This is a genomic window from Paenibacillus sp. JNUCC 34, from assembly GCF_058269055.1.
Genome location: NZ_CM177770.1, coordinates 3,401,949 through 3,425,683, shown reverse-complemented (window position 1 = coordinate 3,425,683; position 23,735 = coordinate 3,401,949). Strand labels below are relative to the sequence as shown.

The following is a 23,735-nucleotide window of genomic DNA, read 5'->3' as shown; positions in this document are numbered from 1 at the left end:
TCCGATAAACAGGGGACAATTGGAGAGCAAGAATTACATATTAAATTAGGTGAATATTTGCTTAATAGATATGTGTGGGCTAGAGATCAATAAAGACATATTTACAAGTAATTACAAGTTGATTAAACTTTTAAAGATGGACGTACAAAAGGAGGAGAGGAGAATTATACGCTACAATTCTAACTGAATTGAAAACGCTTCGATTGTTACTGGAATAATAGGGGGAGCTACATGACTACAAAAAGTCCGTTTACACGTTTGTTAAAGTATATGAGTAGATACAAGTTGATATATGTTGGCTTGATGATCACGATGTTAATAGGCATTGTGCTTGATCTTTCAGTTGCATGGTTTTTGTCTCTCATTACGAATGCTGCTGTAAAGTTGGAGGTAGAGAGTTGGTTCAATTTAATTCTGTTAGCGTTGGGTATACTTATTTGTCTGGGCTTGAATACATACTTTGATACGTATCTTAAGCAAAAAGCTGCTCTTAAAGTTAGAAACGATGTTCGCTTGGATACGTTAGATCATGCCTTACGTTTACCGCAATCTTATTATGACAAGAACCACTCTGGTGAATTACTTACTCGTTTTACGAGTGATAATCAAGCTGTGGGAGATGCAAGTGGTAACATCATAATGGGTTTGCTAAGAAATCCGTTACTTGCCATTTCTGCATTTATATATTTATTAAGCATTCATTGGCCTCTCGCCTTAATTTCCATGTCAATAGGACCACTCATGATCTTGGTGGGCAAATTATTTGGCGAAGCCATGCGTAAAAAAAGCAGTAAACTTCAAACGGCATTAGGTACGACAACCTCTTTTCTCCAAGATGTTCTAGGTGCTAGCATGCTTGTGAAATTATTTGGCCTTGAAAAGAAAATAGCGAAACAATATCAACAATATAGCAATGAGATTTCTGAAATTGAACGCAGTCAAGGCAAAATACAAGGAACAGCTAATGCAGTATCAAACGGCATTGCAAACATAACTTTCATGATTGCAATTCTTGTTGCGGGTTACTTTGTTGCAAAAGGAGAATTGGAAGTTGGAGCTATGCTCGCTTTTATTCAACTGATGAATTATCTTGTGCAACCGTTCTCTATATTACCTGGACTTTGGTCAAGTATGCAGCAAGCTTTAGCAGGTGCAGACCGAATTTTTCAGATTATAGATGCTCCTAAAGAATATGAGAAACTTCCAAACGAGGGAGGAATTAATACATCTTTTAATGAGTTGGTTGTATCCTCAGTCAGTTTTTCATATACCAATTCCAAAGAATCATTAGCTCTTACAAATGTTAATTTTCGTGTGAAGGCAGGTCAGACAATCGCGGTTGTTGGTACAAGCGGTGGAGGAAAGTCTACATTACTGAAATTGCTACTTGGACTATATTCTCCAACAGAAGGAGCGATTGAAATTGATGGTAGGAACAAAGAGTCGATGGAACTTAGGGAATACCGAGACTACTTTTCACTTGTTCCTCAGGATACCGTGCTTTTTTCAGGGACGATTAAGGATAATATTTTAGATGGTAATCGAATGGCAGACGAAGAAAGTATGATTGCAGCAGCCAAGAAAGCTAATGCTTATGATTTTATAATGAAATTGTCTCAAGGATTTGATACGGAGATTGGGGAACATGGAAATCGTTTATCGGGTGGACAGAAGCAAAGGATTGCTATTGCAAGAGCTATTTTGAGAGACGCACCCATATTGCTCTTAGATGAAGCGACGGCAGCTCTTGATAATGAATCCGAAAAAATCGTGCAAGATGCACTAGCTAAATTAATGATTGGTAGAACAACGCTAGTCATTGCACACCGGTTAACGACGATTCAAAATTCAGACATGATTCTTGTTATGGAGAATGGGAGATTGGTGGAACAAGGGAATCATGATGAGTTGCTTCAATTAAGTGGTCGATATCATACTCTGTATAACGCTCAATTTAAAGAAAAGGATTTCGTTCTATCTTAGGTGAATTTATTGCCATATATAACCATTTAACTCAATTTTTTAATCTTTTTCTGCTATTTTTAGCATCATATGAATTTATTTGGACCACTTCATTCAACATTCGCCCATGTCGTGCATACACATGTAGGGAATGATTGTATGGAGGAGGTTCGAAGATGTCATTGAGTAGTAAACACCAATGTAGAGAGATCATTACGAAGGCGATCTGCGGCAAGGGTCGTAAGTTCTCTACCGTAACACATACCGTGACTCCGCCCAATAATCCGACCAGTATTTTGGGGGCCTGGATTATAAACCATCAATACGAGGCGGTAGCCGCCGGAGACGGAATCGAAGTTATTGGTACTTACGATGTTAACATCTGGTATTCCTATGACAAAAATTCGCAGACCGACGTGGCGAAAGAAACGGTATCTTATGTAGAACGCGTACCTCTTTCTTACCTGGATCCCAAGCACCGGGCATCTACGGTAGAAGTGTCCGCGGAAGCGACTCAGGAACCGAGCTGTGTGGAAGCAAGCGTATCCTCTAATGGCAAAAGTGTTATTCTGCGAGTGGAGCGAGAGTACTCCGTAGAGCTTATTGCTGAGACGAAGGTGCTGGTTAAAGTGTACGACCAAAAGTATGGTGACTTTGAGGACAAAGAATTTGAATTCATTGGTGGGGAAGATGGTGATTATGAGGACCTCGACTTCGAGGATCTGGAGGATGAGCTGTAAGCCTTCCCTATTCGGTAACTTAGTACAGCATATGCAGTGGGGGCAGCTTTGCAGAGGGCAAACGCCCTCTTTTTTTAACAAAGTTTGGGTTTAATTAAAAAAGGGATCGATAACATCTTCGAAAAGGCTCCGATAGGAGCTTTTTTTATAACAACCACTAATTGCAGTCTGTCTTCTTTGAGGTACGTCGATAAACGTTTTTATCATTATCCAAAGGGAGGGCTCAAGCTTGGCCAGGGTACTTGATGATCTGACCGATGTGTACACAACGGAAATGTTCTCTCCTGAAAGAATGGATGCCAGGCTTAGGCGTTCGGGTGTACCGAGCCGGATTATGCGCCCACTGAACAGGGATAAAGATCGCTATACAGCAAGATATCGGGTTAGGGTAAACGGAACTGAATCAACTTCTGTCATGCTGTCTCCGCGGGGCGGGAGCAGGGTTGGATGGGTAGATGGAGAAACACTTCCTGGAGGTCTTGAAGATGGTCTGCGTAAAAGAATGGAAAAAGCGGCCATACGCACATTATATGTCTTAGGTACGGACCAGGGAGAGGTACAGCTCGCTGCTCTGCCGGGACGGCGTTACGCGGTAGAGCAGGTCATTTTAAGTAAGGAGGCAGCTTCCTGCGAACGGAACCATAGCATGCAGCAAGATAGCGCTTTTCTAATAGGCATGGACCCGGAATTTGTACTGGTAAACCATGAGGGAAGTGTTGTGCCTGCTTCCTTATATTTAGAGCGTAACGGCACAGCTGGCAGCGACGCTGTGCGTGAAGGTGATGAAGTAAGCTATCCGCTCGCAGAACTGCGACCAGCCCCACAGCGTGATCCGGATGCTCTGCTGCAAGCCATGCGTCTCGCTCTTATGGAAGCTGAGCAATTAATTGGGGACCGTTCTCTGCTATGGAAGGCTGGCGGACTACCAGCTCCGGGGCTGCCTCTGGGCGGGCACATTCATTTCAGCGGAGTTCCACTTACATTGTCTATGTTGCAGTGTCTGGACAATTATCTTGCGCTTCCTTTAGCCATCCTTGAAGACCCGGCCAGCCGGGGCCGCCGCCCACGTTACGGCTATCTCGGAGATTACCGCCTGAAGCCCCATGGAGGGTTTGAATACCGCACCCTTCCTAGCTTTCTCGTATCTCCGTTTATCACCAAGGCTTCACTATATATGTCATACCTAATTGCTCTTCATCATGGTAGGCTTCGAGCCAGGCCCTTAAACCGGGAAAGATATCATAAGGCTTATTACGAGGGGAAACCGGAGGTGCTCCGGGAGTGTGCGGGCAAGCTACATCAGGATTTTACCCATCTTCCGGATTACGCTTCATACGCGAGGGTCATCGACCGGGTGTTTTCATATATAGCGGATGGGCGAACCTGGGATGAAAGCCGTGACATTCGTCCCCTCTGGAATATTCCGGCCATACCGTGACCTTCTAGCTTTTTCTGTTATAATAGAGGCTAAGCTTGAAACGGCATGGAGGTAAGTAATGGCAAAATATACGCCGATGATTGAACAATATTTAAGTGTTAAAGAACAGGCGCAGGATGCGTTTCTTTTTTTCCGTTTAGGAGATTTTTACGAAATGTTTTTCGAGGACGCCGTGCTGGCGTCCAAAGAGCTGGAAATCACGTTGACCGGCCGTGAAGGAGGAGGCGCAGAGCGCATTCCGATGTGCGGTGTGCCGTATCATTCTGCCGAAGGATATATACAGCGGTTGATTGAAAAAGGCTACAAGGTCGCCATTTGTGAGCAGATGGAGGACGCTTCTGCAACCAAAGGCATGGTTCGCCGGGAGATCGTCCGGGTTGTCACACCCGGTACGATTATGGACGGCAAGGTTGTCAGTGATAAATCGAATAACTACATGGTGTGTATTACGACTTTCGGTGGTCTTATGGCGCTGGCGGCATGTGACTTGTCCACAGGTGAGCTTTATGTGACCTCTGTCCCTTCTTCCGAAGAATGGCTTCGTGATGAGATTGGGATCTATGAGCCGTCGGAAATTATAGGGGACAACAACTTGCTTGAGATCGTTTCTTCTCAGGCTTTGTCAACTAGCCGTCCGGTGCCTGCCACACCTTGGGAACGACGGGATGATAACCTTGTGCGCTCTCAATTTGGCGAAGCGGTATGGGCCCGATTGGACGAAGAGAGACGGGCGTGTGTATCCTTGCTGATCGCGTATCTTAGTGAGACGCAGAAGCGCTCGCTTGGACAGCTTACACAAATTTCTTCCTATGAACCAGGACAATACATGGTTCTGGATCCGTTCACGCGTCGCAATCTGGAGCTGGTAGAAACCGTGCGCGAGCGTTCCAAGAAGGGCTCGCTGCTATGGCTGCTCGACCGCACGGAGACGTCTATGGGAGCACGTTTAATGCGGCGCCGTATTGACAAACCGCTGCTCCAACGCAGTCGTATTGAAGAGCGACTTGAAGCCGTGGATTACCTCTATAACCAGTACATACTCCGTGAAGACATACGGATGGCTCTGAAAGAGATTTATGATCTGGAACGATTGGTGGGACGGATTGCCTTCGGAAGCGCGAACGGTAGGGATTTGAATGCACTAAAGCTTTCTTTGCGGCAAATTCCTACGCTAAAGAGTCTGTGCGCGGAATCGGGATCCTTAACCCTGCAGAAGCTGGCAGAGGCTACCGATGTATGCGGTGATCTGTGTGAGTTTATTGAGGAATCCATTGTGGATGAACCTCCGGTGTCCGTTCGAGATGGCGGCATCATCAAGGCGGGATATCATGAACGGCTGGATGAGCTGAAAGAAGCCAGTACGAATGGCAAGCGCTGGATCGCTGAGCTGGAGGCCAGAGAGCGGAATGTTACAGGGATCAAGTCTTTGAAGATCGGCTATAACAAAGTATTTGGTTACTACATTGAGGTGACGAAATCCAATATTGCCTCGCTGCCTGAAGGCCGTTATGAGCGTAAGCAGACACTGACGAACGCAGAGCGATATGTTACTCCTGAACTGAAGGAAAAGGAAGGACTCATTCTGGAAGCCCAGGAGAAGATGGTGGATCTTGAGTATGCGCTGTTCACAGAGCTTCGGGACAAGTTGAACACCCAGATCGCAAGATTGCAGGGGCTCGCTGAGAAGATTGCGGAAATCGATGTATATCAGTCACTAGCGGCTGTTAGTGCAGAACATCGATTCGTTAAGCCTGAACTCAGTGAAGGCTATGATCTGACGGTCGAGGGCGGACGCCATCCGGTAGTGGAAGCCGTGATGAAGGATACGTCCTTTATTGCCAACGGAACGGAGCTCAAAAGGGACGGCTCTTCGATTTTGCTCATTACCGGCCCCAATATGGCAGGAAAAAGCACATACATGCGTCAGGTGGCATTGGTGTCTATTATGGCGCAGATCGGTTGTTTTGTTCCGGCTGATGTAGCTGTTTTGCCTTTAGTTGACCGTATTTTCACGCGGATTGGCGCGGCTGACGATTTGATCGGCGGGCAGAGCACTTTCATGGTAGAAATGGCAGATATTCAAGTGATGACGGAGAAAGCAACACCGCGAAGCCTGATCATTATTGACGAGTTGGGCCGTGGTACCTCTACAAGTGAAGGTATGGCAATTGCGCAAGCTGTTATTGAATATGTACATGACCATATTGGCTGTAAAGCACTTGTCTCCACTCACTTTCATGAGCTTGCTCATCTTCAGGAGAGTCTTTCCGGACTTCGAAATTACTCTATGGCGGTACAGGAGAGCGGAGATAAGGTTCATTTCTTGCGGAAGCTCATTCCTGGTGCAGCGGATAGCAGTTATGGCATATACTGTGCCAGATTGGCGGGACTTCCTGGTAGTATTATCGACAGAGCTTATGGCCTTCTACAAGGGTTGGAGCAAGCTTCCTCGGCTGCAGTAACAGGGGGTGGCAGTCTGTCTTCTGCGTCCCTTACCGCTTGTACGACTGCAGAACTCGTCTCTAAAGAACATGCTGTAGATTATGAAACGGATCGTGTTCAAAATCTTATTTCTCCATCGCAGCAGTTCGCAGAGTTAGACACATCCGGAGGCGGGAGCGCTGTTGTGCAATTGTCTATTTTCGGTGATGAAAATTCCGAATCAGTTAAGACTTCCAAATCGTCAACTCAGAGCGTGTCAGCAGCTCCTGCGGAGGTGGACCCTGAGGTTATGCGGATTATTGAAGCCGTTAAGTCAGTAGATGTTATGAACATGACGCCGCTGCAGGCCATGCAGATGTTGAATGATCTGAAGATGAAAGCTAACCATTTGTGAAATGTTATCTAAGGGAATGTGAAAGTAGGACGACATTCTGGCTGACTAAATATTGTAACGGGGGTAGGAATGATGGCCAAAATACACATATTGGACGAGCATATCGCCAACCAAATCGCTGCCGGTGAAGTGGTGGAGCGGCCTGCCTCCGTCGTAAAAGAGCTGGTGGAAAATGCGATTGATGCAGGAAGCACCAAAATCGACGTGGCTGTGGAGGAAGGTGGCCTGCAGAGCATCCGGGTCACTGACAATGGGAACGGCATAGATCCAGAAGATTGTGAGACGGCCTTTTACCGGCATGCGACTAGCAAAATCTCTCAGGGACGTGATCTGTTTCAAATTACGAGCCTGGGGTTTAGGGGAGAGGCGCTTCCTTCGATTGCAGCGGTGTCCAAAGTACGACTTGTTACCTCAAATACCCAAGACGGTCGGGGACGGCTGATCGAAATCGAAGGCGGTAATTTGAAAGCCAATGAGGAGACAGCAGCGCCACAAGGAACTGATTTTGTGGTGAAGGAATTGTTTTACAATACTCCGGCAAGGCTGAAGTATATGAAAACCATCCAGACGGAACTGGGTCATATTTCCGATTATATGTATCGTCTGGCGTTATCCCGGCCGGATATCGCCTTTACCGTTCGGCATAACGGCAATACACTGCTTCAGACGCTTGGTAATGGGGATCTTCTGCAAGTTATTGCAGCAGTATATGGTACCCAGTCCGCCAAAGCCATGAAGCCGATCAAGGCTGAGAATATGGACTATACGATTTCGGGTTACATTAGCCGGCCTGACTGGACAAGGGCAAACCGAAATGCCATGTCGTTTATTGTGAATGGTCGGTACATTCGGAACTACGGGCTGAGTCAATCTATTTTGCGGGGGTATCACACTCTGTTGCCGATCAACCGGTTTCCTCTGACGGTTCTGAAGTTTGATATGCACCCGTCGCTCGTTGATGTGAACGTACATCCATCGAAGCTGGAGGTTCGTTTCAGTAAGGAGCCTGAGCTGTTTGCTTTTGCAGAAGAAGAGATTCGGAAAGTTTTAATGCAGGAGGTACTCATTCCCCGTCCGGTTAAACAAAGCGTTGGTAAGGATGGGAATGCGTTCATTCAGGAACAGTTCCACTTTTCGAAGAAACATTCAGAGGGCGTACGCGGGAATGAAACTTCATCTGCGACTGTGAATACACCGGACAGTTACACGGGTGGATCGGCGTCAACGTTTGCACAAAATGCCGAAAGAAACGTTGTAAATCCTGGTGGAAATAATAATGCCGGGTATCAAAGTAATCATGCTCCAGAGCAGATTGAGCCCTCAAGAAATACAGCGTCCTACGGATTTGCAGGACTGACAGGGGGAACGCCGGGGCCGGTCCCCCCACAAATGAGAGAGACAGCTGCAACTGCCTATCGGCCTGATTACCGTACAGAAGGAAGGCCGACGCAGAATAGATCTGCAGTAACACAAGAGTGGCTGCAGGCTGCTGGAGGAGATGTACCGGAGATTCCGCCGTTTCCAGAGATGACTCTAATTGGGCAGCATCACGGCACATACTTGATTGCACAAAATGACACCGGGCTCTATCTGATTGATCAGCACGCTGCCCATGAACGGATCAATTACGAATATTACTACGAGAAATTCGGTAAGCCGGCAGAAGCATCACAAGAACTGCTGCTCCCTATTACATTAGAATTTACACCTTCCGAATCGGAAAAGGTAAAGGAACGATTGCACTGGTTTGAACAGGTTGGCGTATATCTGGAGCATTTTGGAGGCCAGACCTTTCTCGTCCGCTCTCATCCGTTCTGGTTTCCGAAAGGCGATGAGAAGGAATTGATCGAAGAAATGGCGGAGTGGGTACTAAGTGAACGAAATATCGATTTGGCGAAGCTTAGGGAAACATCGTCCATAATGTGCTCCTGTAAAGCCTCTATCAAAGCGAACCAAAAGCTTACAGAACAGGAAGCCGAAACATTGATACAGCGTTTAGCCGACTGTAAGCAGCCCTATACGTGTCCGCATGGACGGCCAATCGTCGTTTCCTTCTCTGTCTATGATCTTGAAAAAATGTTCAAACGTGTCATGTAAAACAGCAAGGAGGAATTTATGATTATCACCACAGGAGAGGCGGAGGCGCCGGCTCTCGTAGAAAGGGCGAAGTTGATAGCGGAAGAAACAGGCTGTCGTTATGTCACGCGCGGCGGTCAATCGCTAAGACGACTCGCTTTAAGGACCGGGGATGAGGATGTCCTGGTTGTATTAGATGGCCATGTCCGCTTGGGCGGCCCGGGACGCTCTGTTTTGGAGTTTCACCCCAGCATGGGATATGTCCGATTAAAGCGTGTACTTCGTGGAGATCCGGATCCTATGATTGAAGCCACACGCATGGAAGAGGGAGACTCTGTTCTAGACTGTACAGCAGGGCTGGGTGCGGATTCTCTAGTCTTTTCCGTAAAGGGTGGAGAGAGCGGGAGTGTAACGGCACTTGAAAGTTCGTTCCCACTCTATGTGTTCCTTAAAGAGGGACTTCGGACCTATGAAAGCAATATGCCAGCTAGTAATGAAGCTATGCGAAGAATTGATGTGAAGCACGGGCATCATTTGGATTATTTAAAAACACTGCCGGATAGAAGTGTGGATATTGTATATTTTGATCCGATGTTCCGGGAACCTTTGACCGAATCCGCTTCAATCAATCCGCTTCGGCATTATGCCAACAGTGAGCCACTTGACGAACAAAGCATTCGCGAGGCGATACGGGTCGCACGGAAAACCGTTGTGCTGAAGGAGAAGCGGGGAAGCAGAGAGTTTGCACGTCTTGGGTTTACCGTACCCGAGCGAGGCCAATCGAAAATTACGTACGGAGTGATATCCATTGACAGAACAATCTAAACCCAATCTTCTGGTATTGATCGGTCCAACAGCTGTAGGTAAGACAAAGATGAGTATTGAGCTTGCCAAAACTTTTGGCTGTGAGATTATTTCTGGGGATTCTATGCAGGTGTACCGAGGAATGGATATCGGGACAGCAAAAATTTCTAAAGATGAGATGGAGGGTGTAGCTCACCATCTGATCGATATCCACGAACCTGATTATCCGTATTCTGTAGCAGAGTTTCAGGAACAAAGCGAGCGTTTGATCAGAAATATTACCAACCGGGGGAAACTTCCATTTATTGTAGGAGGAACGGGGCTCTATATCGAATCTGTTTGTTACGGTTTTCAGTTCAGTGAAACAGGTGCAGATGAGGAATTTAGACAGTCACAATTTAAGTTCGCAGAGGACCATGGGGCAGAGGCATTACACCAAAAGTTGGAACAGGTAGATCCGAAAAGCGCTGAACGGCTGCACCCGAATGACCTTCGCCGTGTGGTTCGTGCTCTTGAAATATTTCACTTGACCGGAGCCCCTTTATCCGCCCAGTTAGCCTCTCAAAAGAAGGAATCTCCCTATCATCTTTGCTTGGTCGGTTTGACAATGGACAGGCAAATGCTATATAACCGTATTGAAGAGCGCATTGATATTATGCTGAGTCAGGGACTTGTTAAAGAAGTCTCCGAGCTTATGGATAAGGGGTATGCTCCTGGCCTCGTATCTATGCAAGGTCTGGGTTATAAAGAGATTGTGTCTTATCTTCAAGGAGAATACAGCTATGAGGAAGCGGTGGAACTGCTGAAGCGTGATACCCGCCGATTCGCAAAGCGGCAGCTTTCCTGGTTTCGTCATATGAAGGACATCGAGTGGGTGGATGTCACCAATTCTGAAAATTTTTCTGCGAATTATGAAAAGATCCATGGTATAATAGCAGGAAAGTTTCTATCAAATATTGAATATACTTCAAAACAATTCTAATTGAACCATTGGGGGTACGGCTAATGAACAAGTCCATAAACATCCAAGATACGTTCTTGAACCAACTGCGTAAAGAGAACATTCCCGCCACGGTATACCTTACAAACGGCTTTCAGATTCGTGGGACGATCAAAGCTTTTGACAATTTTACTATCGTGATCGACAGTGACGGGCGTCAACAAATGGTTTACAAACATGCTATCTCCACGTTCATGCCGCAGCGAAATGTTTCCCTGATGCAGGACAACAACAACGATCAATAAAAGTGGGTATTTTTAACAAAATTGATTAATCTGAAACTTTTTTGTGTATAATTCGTTTAGTTGTATAGGAGTGCAGAGAGCAACCTGAGAAGGTTGTTCTTTTCTTTCCAGGGAGTGAGAATTTATTAAGGTAGTCAGGAGGGGAACTATGGCTGGTAAAAATCAAGATCAAATGTCCAGGGCGAACAAAAATAAAGAGACCCCTAAGACAACAAAAAAAACTTCGAAAAAGAAAAAAGGTAGTCGAGGCAAACGAATCGGGTGGACTTTATTCTTCACGGCAGTTATCGCCATATTCTGTGCATTGGCCGGCTACTTGTTCATTATGGTTAGCGGTGAAAATTTGCTGGAACAGAACAGGGACAAGCTTACGGCACATGGGGCGTCCAAGGTATATGACCGAAATGGTACGCTTATGGGTGAACTTTCGATTCAAAAGAGCGATCCTGTTAAAAGTGAAGATATACCGGAACAATTGAAAAATGCTTTTATCGCAACAGAGGATAGACGCTTTATGGAGCACAGTGGTGTTGACATCTGGTCCATCGGACGTGCTGCAGTAAAAGATATTATGGCTCGCTCTATGGTAGAGGGTGGAAGTACGATTACGCAGCAGCTTGCCAAAAATATCTTCCTGACACGGGATAAGACATTTTTCCGTAAAGCTACGGAAGTATCGATAGCATTAGCACTCGAGCGGAACCATACAAAAGATGAGATTTTGGAGATGTATCTGAACCGGATTAACTTCGGCGGACCTTACTATGGCATTAAAGCAGCTTCGCAGCGTTATTTCGGAAAGAGCGATCTAAACAAGCTGAAACTGTGGGAAATGGCAACTCTGGCAGCCATGCCTAAAGGTCCTTCCAGATACAATCCACTTAAAAATCCGGACCTTAGCAAAGAGCGTCGCGCAGTCGTGTTAAATCTGATGCAGGAGCAAGGTTATATCACGGCAAAAGAAGCTGAAGAGGCCAAAAAGGTGGATTACAACTATAAACCGCCGGTCAAAGAGCAGAAATATACTGCTTTTATCGATTATGTGACGGAGGAAGCCGAAGAGAAGTGGGGACTCACTGAAGATGATTTGAATATCGGCGGATATCAAATTTATACAACGATGGATGCAAATGCCCAATCTGTCTTGGAAGCCGAATTCAACAATCCCGACAACTTTGAAAAAGGCAAAGGCGATGCCATCGTTCAAGGCTCCATGGTCATCATGAACCAGCATACTGGCGGAATTGTGGCTATTGCGGGCGGACGCGATTATCAACGCGCTGGATTCAACCGTGCTGTTGACAGTAAACGTCAGCCAGGTTCAGCATTAAAGCCGATTGCCGCATATGCACCTGCGCTTGAGAGTGGCAAGTTCACAATGAATTCCAGATTGAGCAATCAGAAACAATGTTTTGGTAATGGAACCTACTGCCCTAACAACCTTGGCGGGCGTTATTCCAATACGGTAAGCATGCCTGAAGCGATTCAATACTCAACAAATATTCCAGCAGTATGGACGCTTAATCAGATCGGTGTTAAGGCTGGATATGAGTTCACGCAAAAAATGGGAATTACGACGACGGAAGAGGACAAGAACCTGTCGCTTGCACTTGGCGGTATGAATAAAGGAACGAACACGTTTGAAATGGCTCGTGCCTTCAGTGCATTTGCAAATGGCGGCGAATTGCCTGAAACCTATGCGATCAAACAGATCAAAAACAGCAGTGGTAAGGTCGTTAACGAGAACAAAGGCGGCAAAAAAGAACGTGTGATGAGTCAAGAAACGGCATCACAGATGACTCAAATGATGGAGGCTGTCGTTCAAGAGGGTACAGGACGTAATGCAAAAATCAGCCGTCCTGTAGCTGGTAAAACCGGTACGACACAAAGTGGTTATAAAGACGTGAGCGGTGTGCGTGACGTATGGTTTGCCGGATATACACCAGAGCTCACTGCAGCGGTATGGCTTGGTTATGACGAACCTAATCGAGATAGACTACTGAGTCAAAGCAGTCCGATGGCAGCATCTTTATGGGGCAAGGTCATGGAGAAAGCAGTGCAGGGATATGAGGCGAAAAGCTTCCCTACTGTTAAGGCTCCTGAATCTGTCGAAGAAGAGCCGCCGAATGTTGAGCTTGAAGCCGTACGAAACTTGACAGGCTCCTATGATGCGCAACTCCAGACCGTAAACCTGAACTGGAGTGCTGTGGATGGCAGCGGTATTCAATATCGTGTATACCGTAAAGAATCATCTGAAGCGGACTATACACGGATAATGGACGCGTTAGGTGGAACTTCGACCGATGATATGGGTGCAATGGAAGGATTGACGTACAGTTATTATGTCACGGCATATGATCCATCACAGGATATAGAGTCGGAGCCTTCCAATATACTTCAAGTTATTACGGCAGGAGTGGCACCTCCGGAAGAAGAACCGGAGGAACAACCGGATGATAATGTAGAACCCCCTGTTCCGCCTGAAGAGGGAACGGATAATGGAACTACTCCTGGAGAAGAATCTGGTAACGGTCAAGGAACTGATCAGGGCAATGGCCAAGGCAACGGACAAGGTAATGGCCAGGGTGAAAGCGGCCAAGGTCAAGGAAACGGAAATGGCCAAGATAACGGTCAAGACAATGGCCAAGGCGGCGGACAAGGAAATGAAAATTCCGGTGGAGGCGGCGGCTCAGGTAATCCGGAAACCGGTGGCGATACCGGCGATACTGGCGGCCAACCATCCGAACCGGGAACGACCACGCCTGAAGGCGGAGAGAGCATTGACTATAATGCTCCTCTAGAGCCACAGAGCGTCGAGTAAATGATTTACATTGTAATCAGAACAGGATCGGAGCCTCTGCTTGATGCGGAGGCTTCTTTCTTTTGAGTGTGAAACTTAAATGTGGTAAGCTGAGGTTACGATATGGGGAGGAAAAGTTCCATGAAACGTAAATTCGGAGACCGGGCGAATTGGCGCCGTATTACCCGCCGGCACTTCACTTCCCGTTATGTGGAATGTGATCAATTCACAGGATATCTTACCTTGTATACGATATACGGCCTGAAAGAGCCGCTGTGGAAAACATACGGGCAGCATACATACCGCATTGCGGATAAGGGATATTCCTGGCTACAGTATTATCCAAAAGACAGTCATTTCATTGTAACAGCTATGTTTGATGACAAGCGCCAAATTGTTCAGTGGTATATCGACATATGCAAAAAGCAGGGCGTTACTGATCAGGGCGTTCCATGGTTTGATGATTTATATCTTGATGTTGTGGTAAATAAGAACGGTGAAGTATTTCTGCTGGATGAGGATGAATTGGAAGATGCGCTTCGGCGGAGTGATATCACCCGAGATGATTACCGGCAGGCTAAGGTTACGGCTCGCAGAGTGCTTCGGGCAATTGACGCACATGAATTTCCATACTTTATGATGTCCCTTGAGCATCGTGATCGTTTATTTCACAACGGAGAATTCAGGAGGAAGAAGTAATGCGCGAACCTATGTTTACCGGGATGAGAAGCTCTAATTCTTCTAAAGGACGTCCTTGGTTGAAGCGAAGTTTGTATGGAGCGCTCGCTCTATTTTTGATGGGGATTGTATGGTCCACCTACGTGTATTATCAGATTAATAGAGCTGAAAGCACGGTGAAAGCTGAAGCGGATGTCGGAATAATATTAGGAGCTTCTATGTGGGGAGACCATCCTAGTCCTGGTCTTAGAGAAAGGCTGGAGCATGGACTCAAGCTTTATGAAGAGGGATTTTACAATTCATTTATCGTAACCGGTGGACTTGATGCACCTGGATTAAAGTATACTGAAGCTGAAGGAATGCGGAATTACCTTGTTGAAGCAGGCGTTTCTGAGAGTGATATTATTTTAGAAAATGAAGCAACAAGCACTTATGAAAACCTGTTGTTCAGCAAGCGGATCATGAAAGAGCACGGATGGTCTTCCGCAATAATTGTTACTCATGATTATCACGGAACGAGGTCGCTCGAAGTAGCCGAGACGCTTGGTTATGAAAATCCGACGATGGCCTTAACCACATCTACGGTACTTCCAATGGCAAAGCATAAGGGTCGTGAGATTCTTGCTTATACAAAATGGACGGCAGACCGGTTCCTGATTGCACTTGGGTGGAAGTGATAAAACTTCTAATAACCTGCTAATAAATAGAATACATTGGAATAGATAGTCCATTGTTGCAGCACAATACCCTGCTTATTCGAGGCTGGTTCTAAGCGAAGGATTTCAGCGAGAGATATTAAGTCACTCTGGTGACTTGAAAATGGATTGTGAGCCAAATTAGGCCGTCTCAGTAGCATATTACAAAATACTCATCATGTTGGAACGTCATCGATAATTGCACACAATGTTGTTGCGAGGTGATTATTTTGGGTGGAAGCCTAAGACAAATAACGATTAATGACGCTAGGATGAACATCACATTCAAAAACCAAGATGAAAAAAACGAAATTGTAAAAGAGACATCAATTCACCTTGAGCACTTAGAATCAATTAATCATATTTTTGAAGAACTAAACGGAATGATCGGGCTTGAAAAGGTTAAGGATCTTATATACGAGATATATGCTTATCTACAGGTAGAAAAGATGCGACAAGAAATTGGCCTTAAAGTTAGTACTCATTCATATCACATGTTATTTAAAGGTAATCCGGGTACAGGTAAAACAACGGTTGCACGTATTGTTGCTAAACTATTTCAAAAAATGGGTGTTCTCAGCAAAGGGCATTTAGTGGAAGTCGAGCGGGCGGATCTCGTGGGGGAATATATCGGGCACACCGCACAGAGAACAAGAGATCTGGTGAAGAAGGCAATGGGGGGAATACTGTTCATTGATGAAGCGTATAGCTTGGCTAGAGGCGGAGACAAAGACTTCGGTAAGGAAGCGATTGATTGTCTTGTTAAAGTGATGGAAGACAAGAATGATGACTTTATTATTATTTTAGCTGGCTATTCAAATGAAATGGATGAATTTTTAGAAACAAATACAGGGCTTCCTTCGCGCTTTCCGATCAAAATAGATTTTCAAGATTACTCCATTGATGAGTTAATTCTAATCGCTGATAAGATGGCTAAAGAGAGAGACTATATTCTAAGCAATGAAACAAGTAGGGTACTAAGAGAAATCATTCTTGATGAAAAGATTAATGAACCCTTTTTTAGTAACGCAAGATTTGTTCGTAATATGATTGAAAAATCAATTCGTCATCAAGCAGTAAGATTAATGAGTAAACACGTAAAATTATCAAAACAGGACTTGATGAATATTCTTCCTAGAGATTTTATATCGGATATCGAAAATAACATTAAAACAGAAAGCGCAATCTAAAAAAAGCCCCTCGAATAGGAATTATCCTTACAATAAAAAATACATCTTAGGAGGAATACAGATGGCAAAGCCAAAAGTTGCAAAGAGACCCACACGTGATGAGTTTGTGTTAGAGGAGCTGGGAAACCAACTTACAGAAGCGTTCCGGGAGGAATCCGAAATCGTGTTGACTGTGTGGGGATGGGAAGAGACTGTTCGTGGGCAGATTGATCAAATGGACTCGCGAACAGGTAAAGTGCATATTAAACAAAATGGTGCACTTACTAAGGTTCCATTTATGGATATTATGGAAGTTAATTATCCTAGGATATAAACACATACAGAAAGACACTACGCAAAAAAAATGGACTATTTGCGTAGTGTCCCAGAGATATTAAACATTAATTACGGAATTATCTCGTTCCTTTACTAGTAAGCTTTCACAAAAACGTCGTATTGGGTATATTGCCCATTAGAATATACATTAATTAGAGCTTGTCCGGGTTTTAATCCTTTAACAGTCGAGGGAAGTGTTACGGCGATTGCACCCTGTGCATTATTAAGTGTGAAGACAGTACCGCTAAAATGGTGTGATTCACCGACGCGCAGGATCAAACTTTGGTTTGCGTAAGGAGATACGGAGTCTGTATTGGCAGGGGAAGCACTCGCACTCACACTACCAAAGAGTGCAGATACTCCTAACAGAGCGCTTATTGCTATAGTTTTAATTTTCATTTACAATTCCTCCTAATATTTGGGATATATTAACAATACCATATTGTGGAATCTACTTCTTGGGCGTTTGGTCTCATTTTGGCCCTAAGTTTATTGTTGGTATTTGGTGTAATATGTCTGAAAGAAGGAATAAATTTACTGGTGCCTATTATTCTTCAGGACTGAATTCATAGTAAACATAAAAATAAAGGTATGGACGAAGCGAAAGAATCTCTAGCTTATTGAAAGTGAGATTTCACTTAAATGAGAGGGGGAAAATATAGAGGCATTAGACGATAAGCAAGTAGTTGATGCTTTTAGAGATTTTCTTGTATCACAAGGAATATTAGATTCATGATGGAAGTCAATTTTTTAAGAGCAGCGAATTAGATTAAGATTAATTTAATTCGCTGCTCCACAAAAAATAATTAATATTCTGCACCGTGATTTAATAATTTAATTGTAGGATTATCCACTGATGCCAAACCCGATGGACTACTGCTTACTAACCCCAACAAAACCATTGCCAGAACTAATGTTTTTTTCATACTCTATCTCTCCTTTTAAGATTCTATTGAGTATACTTGAATACTCTTCTAATTGAGAGACTGTTGCGTGAGTTTTGAGTGCTTCAAATAAAGCAATAGACTTTTTAAAATACTTATCGTTATTAAGTTTATCAGATTTAATCAAATTTTGTATAGTGTTTTCCAATGCTTCAGAGTAATTTTTATTCTTGTATTTATAAAGAGCCAACATGTAATAAAAAGATAAGTACTTAGCCCCAACAACTTGCTCTTCATAATAGCTTGAGTCTTGAACGTGATGTATCAAGCTAGAAAGCTCATCATCAATACAATAAGAATAAACGATTGCCGACTCAAGGATTGTAATAATCCCAGATAAAGCTTGATCGGGATTGTTTTCGAGGAATTGAACATACTCTGTCAATTTCTCTCTGTTTCCTGTTAGGACTTCCAGTGTAAAATTATTAGCTTTAGCAAAAAAATTAAAGTCTCTAATAATCTTTGAGCATTCCTCAGTCGAATCGTCAAGCCAACTAAGATCAGAATAATATGATACACATTCAATTGAATCTGAATATTGTTTTAACTTTTGGAAAGCTAAACCTTTCATTAAGTAGCTGTAACCAAAATAATAAGCAATATGTTTATTATTTTTAGTAACAATTTGAGACTGATCTTTATAAATTTCTTTTGAGGAATCTAGTAATGTGGTAGACAAAGAGATTACTCTTTCCCAGTTTTCAAAAGCATATGCCATCTTAATCATACTTACAATTGCGTCTATCTCCATTGGCTCTACTAAGGTGTCGCTCCGAAGCACAGGTAAACCCTCCTTTATATTCCATATATTTACTATTACATTATAATGGAATATTTTACCTCAGGTCAATAAAATTATATGAATTATTCGTATATATTAATTGAGTTTTCAATAAGGACTGTCGAAAGAGTGGGTAATCTAAATGATTCTTGATGAATTGAAATTAGGAAAGAAGAAGTCCCGAAGCAGAGAACCTTCAGGACTTGATAAAATCTAACTATTATTTTAATTTCCCAAGAATGATCCCCTATAAACAACTAATGGGAGTTAGCTAATAAATCAAGAGTTTCTCTAAATCTGGAGCTTATATAAGTGTTTCCATCGTTCACTGTTTTACTAAATTGGGCCTGACTGAGCGTTCCTTTACCTTCAAGGTGAGTCTTGATCACTTTAACCAAGTCTGCTTTATAAACAGCAATGTCTTTAAGGGCTTGATTGCTTTGCTTTTTAAGTTTCTTTTTGTTCGCGGAACATTTCTTCTTTGCTTCACTCAGTAGCTTTCTGTCACTATCCTTTTCTGCTTTCGCTTTGGCTAAAACTTCTTTACTTGGCTTACTTTTTACAACGTTCTTATATCTAGCCAGAGACGCTTTTGACTTAGCCGTTAGTGTCTGTACGTCTGGGCATACTGCTTTATTTAATTTCTTTTGTGTCGCCCGAACTTCTTTAATACTTTCTTTATAGGACTCGAAATATAATTTATCTACATACGATGTAGATACTGATGCTGCAAATGCTTGGGATGACAGTGGAAGCATCATTACTAGCATTAGAAGTAGTGCAATAGTCTTCTTCATGTAAGATCTCCTTTGTAGTAGTCCTTTTATCATAAGGTAGATTATGGGATAAAACAATACTCCTTACACATTGGTAAAATGTCTAGACATCTTTCTTAGAAGAAGCGACTCTGGATGATTTTAATGAAACTTACCTTTCATAAAGATATGTACGATAAAATATTTTTTTAAAATAAATAATTAAAAAGCCCACCTTGTGGTGGGCAATAAAGTTTAGAAGTAAGTATTGCCAAAATCATGGCTTTCAGTGATTGTTTTATCTTTCTTTATAGTGATCTCCCTAAGTTCATATTTTTTTAACTTTAGATGATTTTCGAGAATTCGCATAGTCTCAAAATCAAAGATCTTTTGAAGTTTAGCATAATCGTAACTGTCCACGCGCATATCACTATTTGTGTTTTTCGAATAAATGTAAAGAAGATATTTACCTGCGGGTACATCGTCTATATTATAGAAGCCATTGCCATCTACAATTGCTGTGTGGATATTATTGTTATCTTCTTCAGTTTGCTTGTTGGTTAGTGCAAAAAAAGGATCATTTATTATTTTATTAACTGTTATAGGTATTAACGCTACTGCAGCGCCAACATCTGGTTTAGTTCCAATGTATTTATTATATTGCCAGGTAATGCTTCCTTTAATATTTCCAAGTTCAAAGGGGTTATAATTACCGAAGCTAATTATTTTCTCTTCAGGAGAGGATTTCAAAGTTTTTCCTGTAATTGTTGAAAAGAATTGAGCTGAAATCATTGTTTTACCTTGACTTGAGAATGCTGGATTTGAGACTTGCTTCTTTTTACCGTTAAAAGTGAAAGATTTATCATTTAGTTTAAAAACTGTAGTGTTTTGTCCTTTAGAAATTGTGTATGTATTAGTTTTAGAATTATGGGAATATGATAGTCCAGCAGCATTAGTAAGTGATTTACCGTCGAGATATAAAATATTATCTTTATTAAGAACCGAGACCTCTGCTTTTACACCCTCAACATAAACTTGATATGGTGAGGCTGCCGAACTAATGCTTGGTAAAGAGAGACAAAGTACAAGAATAAGCAGTGATGCGTAATAAAACTTTCTTTTCATTTTAGTAATGCCTCCATAGGATAATTTTAACAGACGAGATGATAATACCACAATTCTAACAATAGGTATATAGTAGTAGTCTAAATATCCTATGAAATCTCTGAGTCAATAGCAGTATTCGCTTAGACAAGTTCTGCGAAAAATATCATTAAAAGCACATTTTCAAAGAAAGAGCAATTTCATCAAAAATAAGGAGACTCAATATTCGGTCTCCTTATTTAATTAAGTATAAAGAAGGGGAACGAAACCGCTATACAGAAATATGCCGCAGGAATTATTAAAACACTTAAAGAAGTGGAAGATAAAGTTCTAATAGTGATAGACAACTTGGTGAATTAAGGAGGAACTTGCGTTTGTTGAACAAAATTTGTCAGTCGTACTTTACGAAAAAAGTGATGTAGGTTTGATTCAATAAACCTTCAGAAATTTCAACTGTATAATTAATAATGATCATATAACGATTGAGAACAAAAGAATGATTACGGTATTCTTATAAATAGGGTAATATTAAATGTAGGGAATGAAGTTGACATATACATGATTTTTTCACAAAATGAAGGGTTGAAGCAGCTTGGTAAAACACATGAAAAACTAATCGCCCGCTATGTTCGCAATCTGATTAGGAAATCGAACAAAGTGTAAAGGATTAAATACGACCTGATGCAGGTAAGCTGTTCTTGATGATATCAAAGATTAAAGGAGCAATGACTATGGCGAATAACATTCACGAGACGAAGACAAATTTACCGGATAAAGCTGTGCTGGTTAGTCTTGTAACGGATCAAGTAAAGAGGTCAGGCATCAATACCGAACATTCACTTCAAGAGCTTGTTCAATTGGCTGAAACCGCAGGTGTTCAAGTCCTCGAGGTTATTACACAAAACCGTGAAACACCGGATTCCAAGTGGTTTATCGGAAAAGGTAAAGTGGAAGAACTCCGTATGGCTATTGACGGCTTGGAAGCCAACACGGCCATATTTGATCAGGAGCTGTCTGGAGCACAGGTTCGTAACCTGGAAGAAACTTTAGATGTGAAAATTATTGACAGAACGCAATTAATTTTAGATATTTTTGCGCAGCGCGCCAAGACCCGCGAAGGTATTATCCAAGTTGAGCTTGCACAGCATAGCTACTTGCTGCCGCGTTTGTCCGGTCATGGTAAAAATCTGTCACGACTTGGTGGCGGTATCGGCACGAGAGGACCTGGGGAAAGCAAGCTCGAAACGGACCGCCGTCACATTAGAGGCCGGATTAGCGATTTAAAACGCCAACTGGACGAAATAACAAAACATCGTGTTCTGCACCGTGAGCGCCGGAAGAAGACTGGAGCGGTTCAAGTGGCACTGGTCGGTTATACGAATGCGGGGAAGTCTACGCTGCTGAATCGTTTGACTGCAGCGGATGTTTATATTGAAAATCAATTGTTTGCTACACTGGATCCAACATCCCGCGTGTTGGAGCTGCCGAGTGGTAAAGAAGTCGTGTTGACTGACACGGTTGGATTTATTCAAAATCTGCCGCATGATCTGGTTGCTGCGTTCCGTGCAACACTGGAAGAGGCCAATGAAGCAGACTTGATCCTGCATGTAGTAGATGCTTCCTCAGCAATGCGGGAAGATCAGATGTCCGTCGTGCAGTCAATTTTGGAAGAGCTTGGCGCGGCAGATAAACCGCAATTAGTCTTGTTTAATAAAAAAGACGCTTGTGATCCGGAGCAACTGGAGATGCTTCCTTCTGGCGAAGGATTCCTGAAGATCAGTGCTTATAATGAGAAAGATCTAGATACTGTAAAGCATGCGATTCAGGAGCATCTTTCGGGAGGTAATGTGAAATTCCGCATTCCTGCGGATCGTGGAGATGTCAGCTCTACCTTATACCGGATTGGGGACGTTATCGAGCAGACCTTCGAAGAGAACGACATTATATATGAAGTTCGGATTAACAAAGCCGATTATGACAAGATGGGTTATATGCTGAAGGATTATATCGAACAGTAGTTGTAAAAATTATGAGAGAGACAGAGGAGAGACCGTACGAAATGGCTAGATTTTCGAAAGACATCGAAGAATTAAGTGGTTTGGCAGAACAGAAAATTGCAGAGAGTTTACGAGAGATTGACCGCATTGTAGACCGGAATCAGTGGAAGGTCATTGAAGCGTTTCAGCGGAGCAAAGTAAGTGACTTTCATTTCGCCGGTTCGACTGGTTATGCATACAATGACCGCGGTCGGGAAGTACTGGATGAAGTTTATGCTGACATATTCAGGGCCGAATCGGCCCTGGTACGTCCTCATTTTGCTTCCGGGACGCATACGATATCCACAGCATTGTTTGGCGTTTTGCGCCCAGGAGATGAATTACTATACATAACGGGGCGTCCTTACGACACGCTCCACAAGGTTATTGGGGAAGAGGGAGACGGTACGGGCTCGTTGAAGGATTTTGGCATCGGCTACCGTGAAGTTAGTCTGCTTGAAGACGGGGGAATTGATTGGGACGGAGTAAGTAAAGCTGTAAACTCCGCAACCAAGGTGATCGGGATTCAGCGTTCACGCGGTTATGATTGGCGTTCCTCCTTTACAGTGGAAGAAATCGGTGTGATGGTGGACAAGGTCAAAGGTATCAAACCAGATGCTATCGTGTTCGTGGATAACTGCTATGGCGAGTTCACAGAGGAGCGTGAGCCGACAGAGGTTGGTGTGGATTTGATGGCAGGTTCGCTCATTAAAAATCCCGGTGGTGGATTGGCGGAAACCGGAGGTTATATTTGCGGTAAAGAGAAATATGTAGATCAAGCTGCAAATAGATTGACAGCTCCTGGTATCGGGCGTGAAGTAGGTGCCATGTTGGGAACTACGCGCGGGATTTACCAAGGATTGTTTCTTGCGCCGAATACAGTAGGACAAGCCGTGAAGGGAAGCATATTTGCGGCTGCTATCTTCGAAGAGGTCGGTTTCGTGACCAAGCCAGCTTGGAATGAGAAGAGAACAGATTTGATTCAGGCTGTTTCTTTCTCCGGTCCGGAACATTTGATTGCTTTTGTTCAGGGAATCCAGCGGGCAGCTGCAGTAGATAGCCATGTGGTACCCGAGCCATGGGATATGCCTGGTTATGAGCATCCCGTAATTATGGCAGCTGGAACGTTTATTCAGGGCGGAAGTCTGGAATTGTCGGCCGATGCGCCTATCCGTGAGCCTTACATCGGATATATGCAAGGCGGTTTGACCTATTCGCATGTTAAGTATGGAGTGCTAATGGCACTGCAAACGATGAAAGAACGAAATCTGTTGTGAGGTTTTCTAACATAGGGTTGACACATTAAAGTAGGAAATATACAATGAAACAGAAAAGA

The 23,735-nt window shown here is 43.4% G+C and carries 19 protein-coding genes; 15 read left to right on the top strand and 4 right to left on the bottom strand.

The window, feature by feature from the left end; all coding sequences use genetic code 11:
• The first annotated feature begins 231 nt into the window (after window positions 1–231).
• The 13 genes from AC2TF5_RS16030 (at window position 232) to AC2TF5_RS15970 (ending at window position 16,777) form a co-directional block, all read left to right on the top strand.
• Window positions 232–1,983 (top strand): ABC transporter ATP-binding protein, encoded by a 1,752-nt coding sequence (locus AC2TF5_RS16030; protein ID WP_491298090.1) that lies wholly within the window; start codon window positions 232–234, stop codon window positions 1,981–1,983.
• Between the two features lie 155 nt (window positions 1,984–2,138).
• The gene (locus AC2TF5_RS16025) at window positions 2,139–2,702 is read left to right on the top strand and encodes an outer spore coat protein CotE (protein ID WP_491298089.1); all 564 of its coding nucleotides are present in this window, start codon (window positions 2,139–2,141) and stop codon (window positions 2,700–2,702) included.
• Between the two features lie 229 nt (window positions 2,703–2,931).
• On the top strand, window positions 2,932–4,140 hold the full coding sequence (locus AC2TF5_RS16020) for a putative amidoligase domain-containing protein (RefSeq protein ID WP_491298087.1): 1,209 nt from the start codon (window positions 2,932–2,934) through the stop codon (window positions 4,138–4,140).
• Between the two features lie 58 nt (window positions 4,141–4,198).
• Window positions 4,199–6,976 carry a DNA mismatch repair protein MutS gene (gene mutS, locus AC2TF5_RS16015; protein WP_491298085.1) on the top strand — a complete coding sequence of 926 codons (2,778 nt, stop codon included), beginning with the start codon at window positions 4,199–4,201 and terminating at the stop codon, window positions 6,974–6,976.
• A gap of 72 nt (window positions 6,977–7,048) precedes the next feature.
• Window positions 7,049–9,073, top strand: coding sequence for a DNA mismatch repair endonuclease MutL (gene mutL, locus AC2TF5_RS16010; protein ID WP_491302908.1), 2,025 nt, complete (start codon window positions 7,049–7,051; stop codon window positions 9,071–9,073).
• An 18-nt stretch (window positions 9,074–9,091) separates the two neighbouring features.
• Window positions 9,092–9,877 carry a class I SAM-dependent methyltransferase gene (locus AC2TF5_RS16005; protein ID WP_491298083.1) on the top strand — a complete coding sequence of 262 codons (786 nt, stop codon included), beginning with the start codon at window positions 9,092–9,094 and terminating at the stop codon, window positions 9,875–9,877.
• The gene (miaA, locus tag AC2TF5_RS16000; protein WP_491298082.1) at window positions 9,861–10,838 is read left to right on the top strand and encodes a tRNA (adenosine(37)-N6)-dimethylallyltransferase MiaA; all 978 of its coding nucleotides are present in this window, start codon (window positions 9,861–9,863) and stop codon (window positions 10,836–10,838) included. The genes AC2TF5_RS16005 and miaA overlap by 17 nt, the downstream gene beginning before the upstream one ends.
• 23 nt (window positions 10,839–10,861) lie before the next feature.
• Complete coding sequence (gene hfq / locus AC2TF5_RS15995; RefSeq protein ID WP_006209643.1) at window positions 10,862–11,101, top strand: RNA chaperone Hfq; 240 nt, start codon at window positions 10,862–10,864, stop codon at window positions 11,099–11,101.
• A gap of 148 nt (window positions 11,102–11,249) precedes the next feature.
• Entirely contained in the window at window positions 11,250–13,922 is a 2,673-nt protein-coding gene (locus tag AC2TF5_RS15990; protein ID WP_491298081.1) for a transglycosylase domain-containing protein, read from the top strand.
• 120 nt (window positions 13,923–14,042) lie between these two features.
• Window positions 14,043–14,600, top strand: coding sequence for a ribonuclease FAU-1 family protein (locus AC2TF5_RS15985; protein WP_491298079.1), 558 nt, complete (start codon window positions 14,043–14,045; stop codon window positions 14,598–14,600).
• Entirely contained in the window at window positions 14,600–15,256 is a 657-nt protein-coding gene (locus AC2TF5_RS15980; RefSeq protein ID WP_491298077.1) for a YdcF family protein, read from the top strand. Before AC2TF5_RS15985 ends, AC2TF5_RS15980 begins: the two co-directional genes overlap by 1 nt.
• Window positions 15,257–15,546: 290 nt before the next feature.
• Window positions 15,547–16,464, top strand: coding sequence for an AAA family ATPase (locus AC2TF5_RS15975; protein WP_491302907.1), 918 nt, complete (start codon window positions 15,547–15,549; stop codon window positions 16,462–16,464).
• A 61-nt stretch (window positions 16,465–16,525) separates the two neighbouring features.
• A complete protein-coding gene (locus tag AC2TF5_RS15970) occupies window positions 16,526–16,777 on the top strand; it encodes a YolD-like family protein (protein ID WP_491298076.1) in 252 nt (83 codons plus the stop codon).
• Between the two features lie 95 nt (window positions 16,778–16,872).
• Here AC2TF5_RS15970 and AC2TF5_RS15965 read toward each other — a convergent pair whose 3' ends face one another.
• The 4 genes from AC2TF5_RS15965 to AC2TF5_RS15950 all read right to left on the bottom strand — a co-directional run bounded on the left by AC2TF5_RS15965 (window position 16,873) and on the right by AC2TF5_RS15950 (window position 20,384).
• Window positions 16,873–17,178 carry a hypothetical protein gene (locus AC2TF5_RS15965; protein ID WP_491298075.1) on the bottom strand — a complete coding sequence of 102 codons (306 nt, stop codon included), beginning with the start codon at window positions 17,176–17,178 and terminating at the stop codon, window positions 16,873–16,875.
• A 474-nt stretch (window positions 17,179–17,652) separates the two neighbouring features.
• Window positions 17,653–18,504 (bottom strand): hypothetical protein, encoded by an 852-nt coding sequence (locus AC2TF5_RS15960; protein ID WP_491298074.1) that lies wholly within the window; start codon window positions 18,502–18,504, stop codon window positions 17,653–17,655.
• A gap of 257 nt (window positions 18,505–18,761) precedes the next feature.
• Complete coding sequence (locus AC2TF5_RS15955) at window positions 18,762–19,301, bottom strand: hypothetical protein (protein WP_491298072.1); 540 nt, start codon at window positions 19,299–19,301, stop codon at window positions 18,762–18,764.
• A gap of 213 nt (window positions 19,302–19,514) precedes the next feature.
• Window positions 19,515–20,384 carry a stalk domain-containing protein gene (locus AC2TF5_RS15950; protein ID WP_491298071.1) on the bottom strand — a complete coding sequence of 290 codons (870 nt, stop codon included), beginning with the start codon at window positions 20,382–20,384 and terminating at the stop codon, window positions 19,515–19,517.
• Window positions 20,385–21,094: 710 nt separating this feature from the next.
• Here AC2TF5_RS15950 and hflX point away from each other — a divergent pair.
• Entirely contained in the window at window positions 21,095–22,381 is a 1,287-nt protein-coding gene (gene hflX, locus AC2TF5_RS15945; protein ID WP_491298070.1) for a GTPase HflX, read from the top strand.
• A gap of 41 nt (window positions 22,382–22,422) precedes the next feature.
• Window positions 22,423–23,676, top strand: a complete 1,254-nt coding sequence (locus AC2TF5_RS15940; RefSeq protein ID WP_491298069.1) for a methionine gamma-lyase family protein — start codon at window positions 22,423–22,425, stop codon at window positions 23,674–23,676.
• Window positions 23,677–23,735: the final 59 nt, after the last annotated feature.

Bases quoted from the DNA above. Each gene is read 5' to 3' on its own strand.
- AC2TF5_RS15980 (WP_491298077.1), top strand. From the start codon at position 14,600: ATGCGCGAACCTATGTTTACCGGGATGAGAAGCTCTAATTCTTCTAAA.
- hfq (WP_006209643.1), top strand. From the start codon at position 10,862: ATGAACAAGTCCATAAACATCCAAGATACGTTCTTGAACCAACTGCGT.
- AC2TF5_RS16030 (WP_491298090.1), top strand. From the start codon at position 232: ATGACTACAAAAAGTCCGTTTACACGTTTGTTAAAGTATATGAGTAGA.
- AC2TF5_RS15990 (WP_491298081.1), top strand. From the start codon at position 11,250: ATGGCTGGTAAAAATCAAGATCAAATGTCCAGGGCGAACAAAAATAAA.
- mutL (WP_491302908.1), top strand. From the start codon at position 7,049: ATGGCCAAAATACACATATTGGACGAGCATATCGCCAACCAAATCGCT.
- AC2TF5_RS15985 (WP_491298079.1), top strand. From the start codon at position 14,043: ATGAAACGTAAATTCGGAGACCGGGCGAATTGGCGCCGTATTACCCGC.
- hflX (WP_491298070.1), top strand. From the start codon at position 21,095: ATGGCGAATAACATTCACGAGACGAAGACAAATTTACCGGATAAAGCT.
- AC2TF5_RS15970 (WP_491298076.1), top strand. From the start codon at position 16,526: ATGGCAAAGCCAAAAGTTGCAAAGAGACCCACACGTGATGAGTTTGTG.
- mutS (WP_491298085.1), top strand. From the start codon at position 4,199: ATGGCAAAATATACGCCGATGATTGAACAATATTTAAGTGTTAAAGAA.
- AC2TF5_RS16005 (WP_491298083.1), top strand. From the start codon at position 9,092: ATGATTATCACCACAGGAGAGGCGGAGGCGCCGGCTCTCGTAGAAAGG.
- AC2TF5_RS15955 (WP_491298072.1), bottom strand. From the start codon at position 19,301: ATGAAGAAGACTATTGCACTACTTCTAATGCTAGTAATGATGCTTCCA.
- AC2TF5_RS16025 (WP_491298089.1), top strand. From the start codon at position 2,139: ATGTCATTGAGTAGTAAACACCAATGTAGAGAGATCATTACGAAGGCG.
- AC2TF5_RS15965 (WP_491298075.1), bottom strand. From the start codon at position 17,178: ATGAAAATTAAAACTATAGCAATAAGCGCTCTGTTAGGAGTATCTGCA.
- AC2TF5_RS15950 (WP_491298071.1), bottom strand. From the start codon at position 20,384: ATGAAAAGAAAGTTTTATTACGCATCACTGCTTATTCTTGTACTTTGT.
- AC2TF5_RS15940 (WP_491298069.1), top strand. From the start codon at position 22,423: ATGGCTAGATTTTCGAAAGACATCGAAGAATTAAGTGGTTTGGCAGAA.
- AC2TF5_RS15975 (WP_491302907.1), top strand. From the start codon at position 15,547: ATGAACATCACATTCAAAAACCAAGATGAAAAAAACGAAATTGTAAAA.